The following is a 15,531-nucleotide window of genomic DNA, read 5'->3' on the forward strand; positions in this document are numbered from 1 at the left end:
GGCCTATCGTGCCTACGTTTACGTGGGGCTTATTCCGTTGAAAGGTCTCTTTTGCCATGATTAAGCTAGTTTGTTAAGTATTGTTTTAAAATGTCCTAAAATTTATGCCCTGAGCCGATAGTCGGAATTGAACCGACGACCCCTTCCTTACCATGGAAGTGCTCTACCCCTGAGCTATATCGGCGTGGTTGAGCGAGCGACCGGAATCGAACCGGCAACATTCACCTTGGAAGGGTGACGCTCTACCAATTGAGCTACGCTCGCTTACACGTGGGGGGAGCAGGATTCGAACCTGCGAAGTCTTACGACAACAGATTTACAGTCTGCCCCAGTTGGCCGCTTTGGTATCCCCCCAGGTCAATATGTCAAAATCGCTGTGAGCCAGTGACCGGATTCGAACCGATGACCGACGGTTTACAAAACCGTTGCTCTACCAACTGAGCTACACTGGCTTTTCGCGAAAGACTTAAAAATTAAGCATGATTGAATTGATTGTCAATACAGTTTGTCAAAAACTTTTAACTCTTGTCGTAGTCGCTTCTCTTCTTTTTATAGTAGAACTCAAAATAAACTTTAACAGAAACTACAACAACAATTAATAGTAAAATTATCTTGCCATAGTTGGATAAATAATCACCAATTATTTTCCAATTATCCCTGATAAACCACCCCATTCCTATTAGCAGAGCGTTCCAAAGCATGGAGCTCAATAAGGAATTAACTATCGTTCTTACCAAATGCAGGCGAGACATTCCCGCTGTAAGAGATATCACAGATCTGGTACCGGCTAAAAATCTATTCGCAAGAATGACTCCCTGTCCCCACCTACCCATCCACTTCTTCCCTCTTTTAAAATACTTATAATCGATAAACCTGAGCAGCAAATGATCTTCTCTGTTCTCCTCTATTTGAACTCCCCACTTATACCCAAGCCAATACATAGTCATAAAACCAAAAACAGATGCAATCACAGTAAAGCTCCAAAGAGGAACAATTGAAATTACACTTTCCGCCGCCAGATAACCGCCAAATGCTACGATCACGTCACCCGGCATGGGTGGTATCAAATTTTCGATATAGGCAATCCCAAACAGGATCAAATAAATGCCTGAAGGCGGAACCATACTGATCCACTCCACTACACTTTGTATGATCTGGTCTGCCATTCTTTATTAATCTCTAATTAACAAGATTACACATTGCGCAATCATTCCTTCTTCTCGACCAACAAAACCCATCTTTTCTGAAGTAGTCGCTTTCACTGAAATATCTTCAGGTGCCGAATCCAATATTTCAGAAATCCTATGCCTCATACTTTTTATGTATGGATTGAGTTTTGGCCTTTCCGTGATCACCGTTGCATCCAGGTTCCCAACGGAGTATCCTTTCCCTGAAACCATTTCATAACAATACCTCAGTAATTCACTGCTGTCTGCATTTTTGAATTCTGGGTCGTTATCAGGAAAATGAGATCCGATATCCCCCAAGGCCAAAGCTCCTAATAAAGCATCCGTGATTGCATGGAGTAGAACATCTGCATCTGAATGGCCATCAAGACCTTTCTCAAAGGGAATTTCGATCCCTCCCAGTATCAACTTCCTACCTGCTTCAAAACGATGAACATCATAACCATACCCGATCCGAATCTTATTCATGATGTTTCCTCTATTAGCTGTTCAGCTATTTTTAGATCGATGGGATACGTGATCTTAAAATTATTAACTCCCCCCTCAATCACTCTTACTTTTATTCCGGTATTCTCGACCAGAGAACTGTCATCTGTCCCGGCAAATCCTGCTTTGATCGCTTTTTCATAAGCCTTGATCAAGACTTCAGTCTTAAAGACCTGAGGAGTTTGGATCTGCCAAAGAACAGAGCGATCCAGCGTTGACTCAACAAAAAACTCTGTATTGACTTTTTTTATGGTATCACTGACGGGTATCCCAAGAATAGCAGCGCCGGTTTCATTCGCAGACTTAATGCACTTCATGATTTTTTCAGGTTTAACAAAAGGCCTAACAGCGTCATGAACTGCAATTAGTTCAGCCTTCTCATCTACGTGCTTTAGCGCATTGTATATCGAATACTGCCTTTCACTGCCTCCTTCAACCACTGAAACTTGCAAAGCGGATCGTGAGTAGCCTGATACCAGTTTATTTACCAAGGGTATATATTGAGCGGAGGCAACTACAATTATCTGTCTTAACCCTTGAATGTTTATGAATTTGTCAATCGTGCGTTGCAAGATTGCCCTTCCCTTTATCTCTATAAATGGTTTGGGAATATCCCTCCCCATACGCACACCCGACCCTGCTGCCGGTATTATTAGCGACAGCGTAGTCATTTACAGGATCAACATTGCGTCACCGAACGCAAACATCCGGTAATTTTCTTTTTTAGCCTCTTCATAAGCTTCCATCAGAAAGTCGTAACCAGCAAAAGCAGCTGCAAGCATCAATCGGGTAGATTCAGGCTGGTGAAAATTAATGATCAAACCTTCTGTAATCTTAAAGTTGTAAGGAGGATAAATGAATTTATCTGTCCACCCGGTTCCCGGCTTAGACATTCCGCTCGCCATTACACTCGTCTCAATAGTTCGTGTTGGACTAGAACCGATCGCAATTACACGATTTTTTTTCTTTTTGAGTGTTTCATTGATCTTGTCTGACGTTTCTTTAGAAATAAAGTAATTATCAGAATCCATTCGGTGCTTGGTCAGATCTTCAACCTCAACATTTCTGAAGATTCCCCATCCGATATGAAGCGTAGTCGGCAGAAATTCTACCCCTTTATTTTTGATCTTCTCTACCAATTCAGGAGTAAAATGCATTGCTGCAGCAGGAGCTGCGACAGCACCACGCTCTGTAGCAAATATAGTTTGATATCTTTCTTTGTCCGCCTCAACCGGCTCTCTTTCTATATAAGGAGGCAGTGGCATTTTGCCAAGCTCATCAAGCCTGTCATATAAGTCTTGATTTGGACCTTCGTATAAAAAACGAATAGTTCTTCCGCGCGATGTGGTATTATCCACCACCTCTGCCATCAGTTCCTCGTCTTCATCGCCAAAGTACAGTTTATTACCGATACGTATTTTACGCGCCGGCTCAACCAATACATCCCAAAGCATATTCTCAGGCATCAGCTCCCTAAGAAGAAACACTTCGATATCCGCTTCGGTCTTTTCTTTCTTTCCCTCCAACCTGGCCGGAAAGACCTTGGTGTTATTATACACCATTACATCACCTTCATTGATGTATTTATGGATTTCCGAAAATGTTGTGTGTTCAATTGTTTTTTCCTCTCTATTCAGAACCATCAGCCTTGCTGAATCTCTTTTCTCAAGGGGTTCTTCAGGAATATTAAAGTCGTCAGTCTCAAATTTAAAATCGGTGAGCTTCATCTAGATTTTTATCTGTTTTCGGTACTGTTGCAAAGTTGGATAAGATATGCTTTTTTTAGTGGGATTTCAATCTATCCGGTTTTATCGGGATGTTTATTATTAGAACCCAATTCGTTATACTTAAACAAGAAAAGATTTGCTCTAACGTTGATCAATAAAATTGTGAGCACTATGAAGAAATTATTTTTTGCGACTTTTATTATAGGAGTACTATTAAGCACCCAGTTGTCAGCCCAATTGCGTCAGGATCTTTCAATGTCTTATGAATATTCGGGACCTATCATTAACTCTAATGCACCCACTGTTCAGACATGGCTGAATGATTTTTTCCAAAACAAAGTATCCATGAGTCACTCGTACTCAATGAATTTTGGCTCAGTTGGGGGTAGCTATCAAAATGTGAATTCTTACACCAATACAGTTAATATTATGTTCTCAGATAACCTGACAGGGCGTGTGGATGTTTCATTTCTTCACTCTCCGTTTGGCGGATCTGACTTTGTGAATACCAATAATAATTTAAATGGAGAGATCCTTATCCGAAATGCTGAGCTGAATTATAAGATCAGCGATAACGCACACATAAGATTACAGTACCAACAATTACCACAAGGGTATGGCTACTATAATAGCGGATATGGAATGTTTAACAGAGGTTTTGGCATGCATGGCTATGACCGTTATAACCCTTGGTACTAGTACTGTTCTAATTAATGGCAGAAACAGACGACAAGCAATCATCCGGTACCAACGAACTTTATCTTAATGCTGCAATAGGATTCTTGAGTGTCCTGTTGCTGGTGTTGGCTATTTCACTGTTTACCCGGATCATTTACCCTAGAATATTTAACGAGAGGTCTGAAACACAGGCTAAACTCATCAGTAATATCATTCAAATTGAAGTTTTGAATGGATGTGGAGTCCCCGGCATTGCTAACGCCTACACCGGATTATTACGCTCAAATGGTTTCGATGTAGTTGAAACTGGAAATTTTGAGAGCTTTGATCTGCAAGAAACCATTGTGATCTCACGAAGTGGGGTAATGGATAATGCCTATCGGGTAGCAAATGCATTGGGCATTTCAGAAGAAAATGTAATAAGAGAGTCATCTCCGGATTTCTATTTGGATGTAAGTGTTGTTATAGGCCACGATTACGAAAAATTAAATACAGACTAATTCCATATGACAGATATCAAGCAACAAAGTAAACAACAATTTGAAAACGCCTACTCTGACGAGGTTCCTGATTCACAGGAAATGGTGGAGGTAATTACAGAAGCTTTACTAAGCCGGAAGGGTAAAGACATTACCCTGCTGGACGTTTCTGAACTGACCACTCTGACCGATTATTTTGTAGTATGCCACGGTACATCAGATGTTCAAATCAAAGCTTTGGCTGATGCCGTTGAAGAAGATATGCTTGAAAAGATAGGTGAAAAAGCCTGGAAGAAAGAAGGCCTTCAGGGGCGCTCATGGGTTATATTGGATTTTGTCAATATTGTGGTGCACATAATGAGTAAAGAGAAAAGAGATTTTTACGGCATTGAACGTATGTGGAACGATGCGAAGGTCACACATATTAAGAACGAAGATCAATAATTATATTTGAATAAGAAGAAACCAAAAATATTGATCACCGAACCCATTCCTGAAACAGTTATCAAACACTTACGGGAGTTTGGAGATGTTACAGTTGGTGAAAAAGGTTTATTTCAGTCTGAGGAAAACCTGTTAGAAGAGATAGAAAAATTTGACGCGTTGTTGTGCATGTTGTCAGTACCGGTTTCTGAAAGCGTGCTTAAAAAAGGCACGAACCTGAAGGTCGTTGCAAATTTTGCCGTGGGATATGATAATATTGATATTACGGCAGCTCATTCACTCGGAATAAAAGTTGCCAACACTCCTGATGTACTTACTGAGGCATGCGGTGACTATGCCATGGGCCTATTACTTGCGCTTTCCAGAAAGCTTAAAGAGGCTGAAAAATATCTCAGAAATGGAAATTTTGATGGGTGGGAACCTCTCGGCTTTTTGGGAATGGAACTTCGTGACAGAAACCTTGGGATTATCGGAATGGGAAGGATCGGCCAGGCTTTCGCTAATCGTGCAAAGGCGTTTGGGATGAATATTCTCTATCACAATCGCAGCCGGTTGGATCTCAACACAGAAAGTAGATTGGATGCCAAATATATTAAAGACCCCATAAAGCTGGCAGAACAAAGTGATGTATTAAGTCTAAACTGTCCACTTACAGAAAGCACTTTTCATCTGGTTGATACTGACTTTCTCAAGCATATGCCAGAACATGCCTTGCTCATCAATATTTCACGCGGGGCAGTGATCGATGAAGCCGCCTTAGCAGAGGCTCTGCATGACAATGTCATCGCCGGTGCTGCTCTCGATGTCTTTGAAAAAGAACCGGGAGTTCACCCAAGACTATTGTCAGCTCCCAACACTATGTTACTTCCTCATATTGCCAGCGCTACACATCGCACGCGTGAAGACATTGGAATGCTAGCTGCAGAGGCCATCATTTCTGTTTTAAATGGCAAAGATGATAATGAGATCCCAAACTTGATTACACCTTAATTTACGCTCATATTATTTTATGGGCATATCACGACTCACATATATTCCGGGGCGAAAAATAAAGATCCTCGCTTTTCTTCTGATCTTTACATCTATCGCATATGGCATATTCGAACTCCGGGTCCGTCCAGATAATTTTACCGAACTTGAAGCCAGTTTAACCAAGCACTCTGTCAGTGAAGCTGTAAACAACTTCAACTCATACCAGCGCACTTTTAGATCCGAAAATCAACAACTGACGCAGAAACTGGTCAATTCACTAGGTACTTCTGAATTTCCGTTATTTTTTACTGAACTGGAAAAAGACCGGCAATTTTGGGGTTTATCTGTATTCCGGGATACCTCACTAATTGCATGGACTGAGTTTGGTATAGAAAAGTTCCCTGCTTTGATAGGTAACCTGCAGAATTTCCCCCATATGCGTATTGGTAGAGATAACAATGTAACCTACCTGGAGTACATAAACAGGTTACCGATCGCGGAGCAGGATTCAATTGTCCGCTATTACCAGGTTAGCCGAAGTAAGATTCAGCAGTCGAACTTATTATCTATTGGAAACAGTACTGAGCTTGACCCATCAAAACTCTTTCAACCGGAAAACGACTATCCGGTGCGATTTAGTTTTTTTGAATCCCCTCCTGCAAATATCACCTTTAGCGAACCACTACATCTATCTGGCACAGATTCTGTTGGCTTAGCTTATACCCTACCCTCAGACGGCCAAACATTTATCTCATCCCAAAAACAGCTTCACTTTCTTTATCGGGTAGGATTCTGGGCGGTCATCATGCTTTTTACGACCCTATTGCTGATCGCCATTTCTGAAAATTTGCGCTTTTGGAGCTCATTCTTCTTGAAGTTGCTTGCCGTACTCATTGCATGGGTATTTTTTGTAAACATAGTAGTTAATACCGACTGGCTGGAATTACTTGGTTTGCAAACTGAGGTATCAAATGGAAACCTGCACCTCCTATTCACATATTGTCTGCACTCAATTTTTGTGCTTTTACTAACAGTAGTTACTTTTAAAGCACTTGCTATCGGCTCAATTGAAATTCAGCTCTCTTCCTCATTCATTCAAATAGCCACGGGCATTTTTTCAGGCCTTTTGAGTTCTCTTCTTTTGTTTTTTATCTACAACGAAGCTTATCAGACCATCCTGAATACTGCTATTCCTGTACTTGATCTTGAGGTGCTGCCCGAACTCCCTACCCTTGTTTTTTATATATCTACCGGAATTCTATCTATCTCCTCCATCATTATGATCGGGTTGATTGGTTGGTTTGTGGTCAGGTTAGATGATAAAAAAATGGTCTCAGTCTTGCTATCATTGGCAATAGGGTACGTTTCCGGAGCATATATCCTATTCTATTCCAACTTTTTCAGCTTACATATCAATGCACTCATCGTCATTTCCTGTTTTGTATTTGGAACAGTTCTCACATTTCTTTTCCAATCTTCTAAAGATCCCCTTCTATTATTAAAAACCTCTCAATTAAGGTTGTTTTTACTTATCAGTTTTATAGCAGTCGGAGTCAGCTACATTGCCATTTACCGGGGTTACTCTGAAAGACTACAGGGCGAAATGGAAACGGCTGCGGAACAATTTACTACTGAAGAAGCCACCGAAGCAGAACGAATTGCGCGCTCACTTTTGATAGATCTCCAACAACAACTGACCATACTTGATGCCGAAGACCTAAAATCAAACAGACCATTGGTCGATAACATATTCCGACAGACAACTGAAAGACTGATTCAAGATGATTGGGAAACATTTTCTATTTCTGCTCAACTCATAAATAGCACCGGTGAGATCATCAGTGATTATTCTTCGGACCTGAATTCACCGGCCTGGACCCGTGCTTTTAATATGTTTTCTCTCGTAATTCCTTTTGAAGCTGAACAAATTCGATTTGAGAACCTAAGGCCCATTATCAGGGAAACTCCACTTAATGAAGTGGCCTCTTTATATTCTTCCTTCCGAAGAGCCTGGATACCTATTTATGATATTGACAGCACAGAGACACGCATTGGATGGATCCTGTGCTCAGTCTATCGTGAGCGCCCTCAGTTTGAGAAACCATTGAGAGCTGTCATGGCCATGCAGAACAATGAACAATGGAGTTCATCAATCAGTGTCACAGAATATCTTAATGGCGTTAGCGCACGTAAGAATATTGTTGGACCTCCCCTCGATTTACCCGGTTATTTAAGCCTTCCTCAAGAACTCAGTGAAAAAGTACGACAGGAAAAAATAATTTACAGAGATCAGGTATTGGCAGGACAAACCATACAGGAATATTTCATAGCTACCACAGATGAACAGATCATAAGGGCTGCCACTAAAAAAGCTGGTTTCAATAACCACTTCTTTTCGATCCTTAGGTTCTATTTTGTGGTTTTAGTGGGGGGCGCATTAATCCTCGGCATTGCTTACTGGAAAAGTGATATGATATTCATTTCACCGAATAAACGATTCAGGGATCGCCTGATCGATCGGTTTATATTGGCCTCCCTGGCATGCTTACTGGCCCTTATCATTACAACCTACTATACAGTTAAGAATCAGAATCAAAATTCAGTCCAGAATGAGCTTCTGCAAAAGATCGACAACCTTACAGAGGCCATTACCAATAGCGATCTGGATGATAACAATTCAGATATTCCGTTATATTCTCTCGCTTCTACCCTTGATGCGGATGCTTCTCTATACAGAAATCACGTTGTTGATATTTCAACGACCGGTCAGATCTACAATCAACATTTACTACCCAATCTATTGCCTTGGGATGTCTATTATTCTATTTATAACAGAGGAAACAGTCAGGTCACACGTCGACTAACACTTGGTAATCAGGAATTACTGATTGGCTATCAACCATGGCTTGATGAAAACGGTGAAATAGCCGGCGTGGTCTCTATCCCAACATTTCTGGAAGCCCCTGTATTCAACGAACAACTGTTGACAACCACAAGTTATTTGATCGGGCTATTCGTTCTTATTTTCAGTTTCTTTATCCTTGGAGCATCATTGATCTCTACTCAATTAACATCTCCATTAGAAGCTCTTAGAAAAGGGCTTAAAAAGATCTCAGGCGGGGATCTTGAAACAACACTGCCGGTTAAAAGCCAAGACGAGATCGGATCCCTGATAAACGCCTATAATATAATGGTGTACCGTCTCAAGGATCTGCAATCAGATCTTGCAGAAGCAGAACGCGAAGCCGCATGGAAAGAAATGGCACAACAGGTGGCACATGAGATCAAGAATCCTCTAACACCAATGAAACTCAATCTTCAGCATCTGGAGCGACAGATCAGTCAGTCAGAAGGGGACCTTTCTGAACTTAAACCAAAGATCCGATCGCTTACAAAAAATATCATCGAACAAATTGAATCTCTTAACAAGATCGCCTCTGATTTTTCAAAATTCGCGAAACCAGTAGAACAGGAATTTAATCCCGTCGAAATAAACGAACTTGTTTCACAAATAGGTGATCTTTACGGAACCGAGAGAGATATGCACCTGCAAATACTACTTACCGAGCAAGAATTATGGGTTGATGGAGTTAAAGAGGAACTCCGAAGAGTGTTGATCAATCTGGTAAAAAATGCTCGTGAAGCGATGCCTAAGGGAGGAAGAATTCAGCTTAGCACCTTTTATGACCAAAAACAGGGCCTGGTCACTATTTCGGTTACGGATTCCGGCGAAGGAATTAGCGAGGAAAGCCGCGATAAGATCTTTGTTCCAAATTTTTCCACCAAATCCAGTGGAACCGGACTGGGTCTCGCCATAGCTAAAAAGATAATAACCGAACACGGCGGACAGATAACCTTCCAAAGTACCATAAGTGAAGGAAGTACCTTTTCCATCATATTACCAATTTTAAAATCCAATAAACGGTAATTACTATACTTTTTTGATCTCATTAGTGCGTACATTTGCAGCCTTCCGTTATGAGACACTCCAAAAAAGATATAAAGAAAGAAGGGCAAAAACTCCTTCAGATCGGCAGTCCTATTATCGCTACTCAGCTGATCAGCATGGGCCTTAACTTCACAGATACCGTTATGGCAGGGAATCTCTCTGCACTTGATCTTGCGGCTGTAGCCATCGGAAATGCGATTTTTATGCCTATTGCCATTTTTTGTATGGCTACGCTCATCGCTATTAACCCGGTGGTTTCGCAATTTTTAGGTGCCAGAAAATTTGAAGAGATCGGCAAAAGTGCGAGACAGTTGTTATGGTTGATCCTGTTACTTTCGATCCCTGCATTTTTTCTACTCAGGAATATTGAAATAATTATGCATTGGCTCAACGTCACACCTGAGATCATTCCTATTGCCGGCAGTTATTTGAAAGCTATTTCGTGGGGAACCTTACCATTATTGGTTTACTCAGGAATCAGGTATTTCAGTGAAGGTCTTTCAGTTACTAAACCCGCTATGTATATAGCTATTGGGGCCCTTCTCGTTAATATTGGAGCCAATTATGTACTAATGTACGGCAAACTTGGTTTTCCAGAACTTGGAGCTGTTGGTACAGGTTATGCAACTTCGATTGTCTGTTTATTTGAAGCTGTGGTCTTTGTTGCCTTTACGGCATCGTTTAAACCTTTTAAGCGGTTCAATATATTTGCACGTACCAAGGGACCGGAATGGAAATATATCCGTGAATTGATAAGGATCGGGATCCCCAACGGAGTAAGTTCTTCTATGGAAATACTGCTATTTGCTGCAGTCAGCTTGCTTATGGGTTCATTGAGTATAAAAGCCGCCGCAGCCCACCAGATCGCGATCAATGTAGCTTCAGCCATGTTCATGATTCCTTTAGGCCTGTCAATGGCAATATCTCAGCGCGTTGGTTTCTCCCTTGGGCAAGGGTCTGTAGAAAAAGCCCGATTCAGGGGCTTTGTTGGTATTGGCATATGCGCTGGCGTTATGACACTGACCGCTATCTTACTCTTTCTTGCCCCTGACCTGATCATCAGTATTTACACCAAAGATCCTGAAGTGGCAACGGTGGCCGTTTCCCTGCTTTTCATGGCAGCTGTCTTTCAGATCTCAGATGGTTTGCAGGTAGGTGGATTTGGAGCACTAAGGGGACTCAAAGACACCAGAATTCCTATGGTGGTGAATTTCATATCATACTGGCTGATCGGTTTCCCGGTCGGATATTATCTCGGGATCATTAGAAATATTGGCCCGGAAGGACTCTGGATCGGCTTAATAAGTGGTTTGACTGTTGCCGCCGTTCTTCACAATTACCGTTTCAACAAATTAACTAAAGGAAACCTCAGAGATCTGGGATCATTTTAGAGCCGCCCTATTGAATGAACTTGGCTTTGTAAAGGTTTTTTGAGTAAACTAATATAATTTTATTCTGATCAATGGCCATTTTCGTTCATGACATAGCAACCTCGGTGCCATCATTCTCTAGTGACCAACAGCACATACGGGAAGTAATGAAAAAGCATGTAGGCTCCAATCGAAAGACCCAGGCTATTATTCACCGGGTCTACTCTCAATCGGGAATAAAAAAAAGGCATTCAGTTGTTAAAGATTTTGTGCCTGGAGACCACGGAGAACTTTTTTTTAATGGATCTGTAAAGAATGAACCCGGCACCGCAGCCCGAAATGAGGTGTATGCCAGAGAGTCCAAAAAACTTTTTGTGGATGTGGCCCGAAAACTACTTGCGGATAACCAGCATATCTCTTCTAATGATATCACGCATGTCATCACAGTTTCCTGTACCGGTTTCTATGCACCCGGGCCTGATTACGAGATCGTCAAAATGCTGAAGTTGAAGCCTTCTACTCAGCGTTTTCATGTTGGGTTTATGGGTTGTTTTGGCGCATTCCCAGCTATGAAAATGGCCAAATCTTTTTGTGAGTCTGATCCAAATGCTAATGTATTGTTGGTCAGTGCTGAACTTTGCACGCTTCACTTTCAGATGAAAAATGATACAGACAGCCTAATCTCAGGCAGCGTTTTTGCAGATGGTGCAGCGGGTATGCTCATTTCTTCCACTGAACCCAAGAAAAGAGCATTCGAAATGCAGGGGTTTGCCTCTGCGCTCGCTACCGAAGGTGAACAGGATATGGCATGGACCGTTGGAGACACAGGCTTTGATATGGTCTTATCCAAATATGTTCCGGAAATCATAAAAAGTAATTTAAGTGCAGCACTCAGTCCTATTTACAAACAATATCCCGTTAATAAGGATGAGGTAGACATTTGGGCCATTCACCCCGGGGGGCGATCGATCTTAGACAAAATTCAGGAAAACCTTCAATTGAGTGAAAAACAGATAGAATCATCTCGCAAGATCTTAGCTGATTATGGAAATATGAGCAGTGCCACCGTACTATTTGTTTTAAAGGATATACTGGACAGTGAACTTAATAACAGTAATAAGATAATCTCCATGGCTTTTGGTCCCGGCCTGACTATTGAAAGCGGTTTCTTTACAGTTTACCATCCTGATCATTAAACTATGTTTCTAGCTAATAGAGAACCGGGGTTAGTCGAAGAAATGGATAAGGAGAATTGTAACATTCTCAAACTCCACCATACCTACCGGCAGTTTCATTATGTTAACAGGCTGGTCTCAAAATGGAGGATGCTTTATATAAACGAGATCAGACCAATTTTGGAATCCCAAGATGAGTCAAGCTTACTCGATATTGGTTTTGGCGGTGGAGATATTACAAGGAGTATTGAACGGTGGGCCCGCAAAGATGGCCATAGCATCAAAATAACTGCAGTAGATCCCGATGAGAGAGCTTTCACCTATTGCCAGGAAAATTACCCTAATTCTGAGACAGAATGGCTACAATGCACTTCAACTGATCTTCTTGCAGACGGTCTTACATACGATATAGTGATATCAAATCATGTCCTTCATCATTTACCTGATAAAGAGATCCTGAAGCTTCTGCAAGAAACTGAACAACTTTGCAGAAGAAAAGCCATTTTCAATGATATTGAGAGAAGTACTATTGGCTATTTTTTATTCAGTGTGTTTTCAAGACTTTTTTTTCGGAATTCTTTTATCACAAAAGATGGTCTAACTTCAATTCGACGAAGTTTTAAAAAACAAGAACTCAAAGAACTTATACCTCAGACCTGGAAAGTAAAAAGAGCTTTCCCATTCAGACTTTTTCTTACTCATGAAAAATGATCAGCCTGACATACCGGTCGTCATTATCGGTGGCGGACCTATTGGTTTGTTTCTTGCCATTTCCTTGATAAAAAAAGGTATTAAATGCCTGGTACTTGAAAAAAGAAAAGATCCTGTTCCTGATTCGAGATCATTAGGAATACACCCTGTATCTCTAGAACTTTTTGATAAGGTGAATATCACTGAGACATTCCTTGAAGAAGGGTTAAAGATCAGAAAAGGTTTTGCCCTAAGCTCAGATCAGGTATTAGGTGAGATCGTTTTTGATGATTGTCCTAAACCGCATAATTATATTTTAGCCTGCCCTCAGTTTACGACGGAAAAAATATTAAGAAATGAATTGAACAAACTGGATCAAAAAGCCCTTATTACGCAGGCTGAATTCATAGATCTCAAACAGCATGAAGATCATATCAAAATTAAATACAATGATCTGCAAGGAAATAACAAAACCATCACTACAGATTACCTGGTCGGGTGCGATGGGAAAAACAGCCTTGTTCGCCAGCGATCCTCTATTCATTATTCAGGAAAGCGCTACGATGATACTTATGTAATGGGTGATTTTGAGGACAACACAGATTTCGGTACCGATGCTGCAGTTTATTTGCTCCCCGAAGGTTTGATCGAGTCCTTTCCTCTCCCAAATGGAATGAGACGCTGGGTGGTTAAGACAAATGAATATATCGAAAAACCCGACACTCAGATCATCGTGAGCTTGGTAAAAAAGCGTATTGATCACGACTTAAAAGGCATAACCAGTGTTATGATCAGTAGTTTTGGTGTACAGCACTTCATCGCAGAAACTTTTGTAAAGAATCGCGTCATTCTTGCTGGTGATGCAGCTCATATAGTCAGCCCGGTTGGAGGCCAAGGCATGAACCTCGGTTGGCTGGATACCTGGAAGATTTCAGAAGCGCTTTCCGGCAGGAATATAGGTCTAGGTTTAAAGAAGTATTCAGACAAGCAGAGAAAGATAACACGGAAGGTTGCAAAACGAGCAGAATTAAACATGATGCTTGGTCGAAAAACAAGGATCCCGTTATGCAGAGATCTCATTATTAGAACACTGCTAAAGGAGCCGCTTAGTAAAAAAGTCGCTCAACTTTTTACCATGCGCGGACTTGATAAATGGTGGATCTGAAGCCTACCTTAGAAAGGAGATCATGGTTTTACTTCCCGCTCCTGTGGACGAGTGTTCGATCTTACCATCCAGTTTGTTTATCAAAGATTTAACTATGAACCGGCTGTTGGGGTTTCCGTTTTTCAATCCAGCAACTTCTTCATCCTCTGAACCTGTTGTTTCTATCGTTATCTTAACTTCAGCACTTTCAGATTCTTCAAGCTTAACATTAACCTCTGTCACTGTTTCATCTTCCATCAATCGAGATAACTCGTGCAGAAGCAGCTCATTTACACTGAGTCCACACAGAATCGATCGGTTAAGATCTAATATGGTTGGGATCAGGTTGGAATTTACAGCTATTCTCTTATCAAAATCATTGAAGGTATTCTCAGCATTTTTAATAATGTCCCTTATGTACTCGTCCAATTCAATATGATCTTCACCCTTTCCCTCTGATTGTGCGGAATGAGCCTTTGCCAGCGTTCGGATGCGACTATTTGTAAAGGTTAGCAGGTAACGCGCTTTTTCATCTTTAACATCATCTATATCAAACTCTATCAATCCACTGATGACAGACAAGCTATTCTTTAATCTGTGATGGAGCTCAGAGATATACTCTTTCTTTTGCCCCAACTGCTGCACCTGTGCTTCATATACTTTTGAACGCTCAATAGCTGAAGAGACCTGTAAGGCAAGTGAATCAAAGGTGTAAAGGTCACTTTCATCAAAAGAGAGATTGTCTACTTTGTTTATAGCTTCCAAAATCCCAAAGACTTTACCATTTGCATCCCAGAGTGGGACACAAATAATATTTCGTGTTTTAAAGGCCGGACTCAGTTCTTTCCAGAAGATCTCATTATGGTCCACATCGTTGGAGATGTATGGCTCATTATTATTCAGAACCCAACCGGCAATGCCCTTATTTTTGGGAATGGTAGCACCTTTAATTTCATCTTTGACAGGCCCTGTTGCCATGCTGACTTTAAGCATCTGCCGGTCTTTATCAAGCAGCATCAGTGAACTCGCTTCTGAGTTCAATGCAATTTTGACAGCTTCAAGACATTTCAATAGAACCTCGTTCAGATCCAATGTCCTGTTTAAACTTTCTATAACTTTTGAAAGAGCATCGTTACCCGCTGCCAATCGATCTTCTCTAATACCTTTTGTTTCCACGTTTCAACCTATTTAGTTCCCGATTCTAAATATTCTGAACCAATATATTGATTA

Annotated in this window: 14 protein-coding genes and 4 tRNA genes; 9 read left to right on the plus strand and 9 right to left on the minus strand. The window is 41.1% G+C overall.

Annotated elements, in window-relative coordinates; genetic code table 11:
* Positions 1-112: 112 nt before the first annotated feature.
* From ACKGJO_RS09940 to queA, 8 genes are all read right to left on the minus strand, one after another.
* A tRNA-Thr gene (locus ACKGJO_RS09940) sits at positions 113-184 on the minus strand.
* 7 nt (positions 185-191) lie between these two features.
* A tRNA-Gly gene (locus tag ACKGJO_RS09945) sits at positions 192-264 on the minus strand.
* Positions 265-271: 7 nt separating this feature from the next.
* Positions 272-354 (minus strand) — tRNA-Tyr (locus ACKGJO_RS09950).
* Between the two features lie 25 nt (positions 355-379).
* Positions 380-452: transfer RNA gene (locus ACKGJO_RS09955), tRNA-Thr, on the minus strand.
* A 66-nt stretch (positions 453-518) separates the two neighbouring features.
* A complete protein-coding gene (locus ACKGJO_RS09960; protein ID WP_411323290.1) occupies positions 519-1,166 on the minus strand; it encodes a DedA family protein in 648 nt (215 codons plus the stop codon).
* Positions 1,167-1,172: 6 nt separating this feature from the next.
* The gene (gene ispF / locus ACKGJO_RS09965; protein WP_411323291.1) at positions 1,173-1,655 is read right to left on the minus strand and encodes a 2-C-methyl-D-erythritol 2,4-cyclodiphosphate synthase; all 483 of its coding nucleotides are present in this window, start codon (positions 1,653-1,655) and stop codon (positions 1,173-1,175) included.
* Positions 1,652-2,344 (minus strand): 2-C-methyl-D-erythritol 4-phosphate cytidylyltransferase, encoded by a 693-nt coding sequence (gene ispD, locus ACKGJO_RS09970; protein ID WP_411323292.1) that lies wholly within the window; start codon positions 2,342-2,344, stop codon positions 1,652-1,654. The genes ispF and ispD overlap by 4 nt, the downstream gene beginning before the upstream one ends.
* Positions 2,345-3,400: a tRNA preQ1(34) S-adenosylmethionine ribosyltransferase-isomerase QueA gene (gene queA / locus ACKGJO_RS09975; RefSeq protein WP_411323293.1), complete on the minus strand. Its 1,056-nt coding sequence runs from the start codon at positions 3,398-3,400 to the stop codon at positions 2,345-2,347. It abuts the gene before it with no gap.
* A 171-nt stretch (positions 3,401-3,571) separates the two neighbouring features.
* Between queA and ACKGJO_RS09980 the strand changes: the two genes are divergently transcribed.
* The 9 genes from ACKGJO_RS09980 to ACKGJO_RS10020 all read left to right on the plus strand — a co-directional run bounded on the left by ACKGJO_RS09980 (position 3,572) and on the right by ACKGJO_RS10020 (position 14,322).
* Positions 3,572-4,099, plus strand: coding sequence for a hypothetical protein (locus ACKGJO_RS09980; RefSeq protein ID WP_411323294.1), 528 nt, complete (start codon positions 3,572-3,574; stop codon positions 4,097-4,099).
* A 14-nt stretch (positions 4,100-4,113) separates the two neighbouring features.
* A complete protein-coding gene (locus tag ACKGJO_RS09985; RefSeq protein WP_411323295.1) occupies positions 4,114-4,578 on the plus strand; it encodes a LytR C-terminal domain-containing protein in 465 nt (154 codons plus the stop codon).
* 6 nt (positions 4,579-4,584) lie between these two features.
* The gene (rsfS, locus tag ACKGJO_RS09990; protein WP_411323296.1) at positions 4,585-5,001 is read left to right on the plus strand and encodes a ribosome silencing factor; all 417 of its coding nucleotides are present in this window, start codon (positions 4,585-4,587) and stop codon (positions 4,999-5,001) included.
* 6 nt (positions 5,002-5,007) lie between these two features.
* A complete protein-coding gene (locus tag ACKGJO_RS09995; RefSeq protein ID WP_411323297.1) occupies positions 5,008-5,991 on the plus strand; it encodes a 2-hydroxyacid dehydrogenase in 984 nt (327 codons plus the stop codon).
* A 19-nt stretch (positions 5,992-6,010) separates the two neighbouring features.
* Complete coding sequence (locus ACKGJO_RS10000; protein ID WP_411323298.1) at positions 6,011-9,901, plus strand: sensor histidine kinase; 3,891 nt, start codon at positions 6,011-6,013, stop codon at positions 9,899-9,901.
* Positions 9,902-9,951: 50 nt separating this feature from the next.
* Entirely contained in the window at positions 9,952-11,313 is a 1,362-nt protein-coding gene (locus ACKGJO_RS10005) for an MATE family efflux transporter (protein WP_411323299.1), read from the plus strand.
* Between the two features lie 71 nt (positions 11,314-11,384).
* Positions 11,385-12,488: a type III polyketide synthase gene (locus tag ACKGJO_RS10010; protein WP_411323300.1), complete on the plus strand. Its 1,104-nt coding sequence runs from the start codon at positions 11,385-11,387 to the stop codon at positions 12,486-12,488.
* Between the two features lie 3 nt (positions 12,489-12,491).
* Complete coding sequence (locus tag ACKGJO_RS10015; RefSeq protein WP_411323301.1) at positions 12,492-13,178, plus strand: class I SAM-dependent methyltransferase; 687 nt, start codon at positions 12,492-12,494, stop codon at positions 13,176-13,178.
* Positions 13,168-14,322 (plus strand): FAD-dependent oxidoreductase, encoded by a 1,155-nt coding sequence (locus ACKGJO_RS10020; RefSeq protein WP_411323302.1) that lies wholly within the window; start codon positions 13,168-13,170, stop codon positions 14,320-14,322. Before ACKGJO_RS10015 ends, ACKGJO_RS10020 begins: the two co-directional genes overlap by 11 nt.
* Positions 14,323-14,325: 3 nt before the next feature.
* Here ACKGJO_RS10020 and ACKGJO_RS10025 read toward each other — a convergent pair whose 3' ends face one another.
* A complete protein-coding gene (locus ACKGJO_RS10025; protein WP_411323303.1) occupies positions 14,326-15,477 on the minus strand; it encodes a GAF domain-containing protein in 1,152 nt (383 codons plus the stop codon).
* Positions 15,478-15,531: the final 54 nt, after the last annotated feature.

The sequence above is a fragment of the Gracilimonas qinghaiensis genome (assembly GCF_046602855.1).
Lineage (GTDB): Bacteria > Bacteroidota > Rhodothermia > Balneolales > Balneolaceae > Gracilimonas.

Bases quoted from the DNA above. Each gene is read 5' to 3' on its own strand.
- ACKGJO_RS10010 (WP_411323300.1), top strand. From the start codon at position 11,385: ATGGCCATTTTCGTTCATGACATAGCAACCTCGGTGCCATCATTCTCT.
- ACKGJO_RS10000 (WP_411323298.1), top strand. From the start codon at position 6,011: ATGGGCATATCACGACTCACATATATTCCGGGGCGAAAAATAAAGATC.
- ACKGJO_RS10020 (WP_411323302.1), top strand. From the start codon at position 13,168: ATGAAAAATGATCAGCCTGACATACCGGTCGTCATTATCGGTGGCGGA.
- ispF (WP_411323291.1), bottom strand. From the start codon at position 1,655: ATGAATAAGATTCGGATCGGGTATGGTTATGATGTTCATCGTTTTGAA.
- rsfS (WP_411323296.1), top strand. From the start codon at position 4,585: ATGACAGATATCAAGCAACAAAGTAAACAACAATTTGAAAACGCCTAC.
- ACKGJO_RS09985 (WP_411323295.1), top strand. From the start codon at position 4,114: ATGGCAGAAACAGACGACAAGCAATCATCCGGTACCAACGAACTTTAT.
- ACKGJO_RS09980 (WP_411323294.1), top strand. From the start codon at position 3,572: ATGAAGAAATTATTTTTTGCGACTTTTATTATAGGAGTACTATTAAGC.
- ACKGJO_RS10005 (WP_411323299.1), top strand. From the start codon at position 9,952: ATGAGACACTCCAAAAAAGATATAAAGAAAGAAGGGCAAAAACTCCTT.
- ispD (WP_411323292.1), bottom strand. From the start codon at position 2,344: ATGACTACGCTGTCGCTAATAATACCGGCAGCAGGGTCGGGTGTGCGT.
- ACKGJO_RS09960 (WP_411323290.1), bottom strand. From the start codon at position 1,166: ATGGCAGACCAGATCATACAAAGTGTAGTGGAGTGGATCAGTATGGTT.
- queA (WP_411323293.1), bottom strand. From the start codon at position 3,400: ATGAAGCTCACCGATTTTAAATTTGAGACTGACGACTTTAATATTCCT.
- ACKGJO_RS10015 (WP_411323301.1), top strand. From the start codon at position 12,492: ATGTTTCTAGCTAATAGAGAACCGGGGTTAGTCGAAGAAATGGATAAG.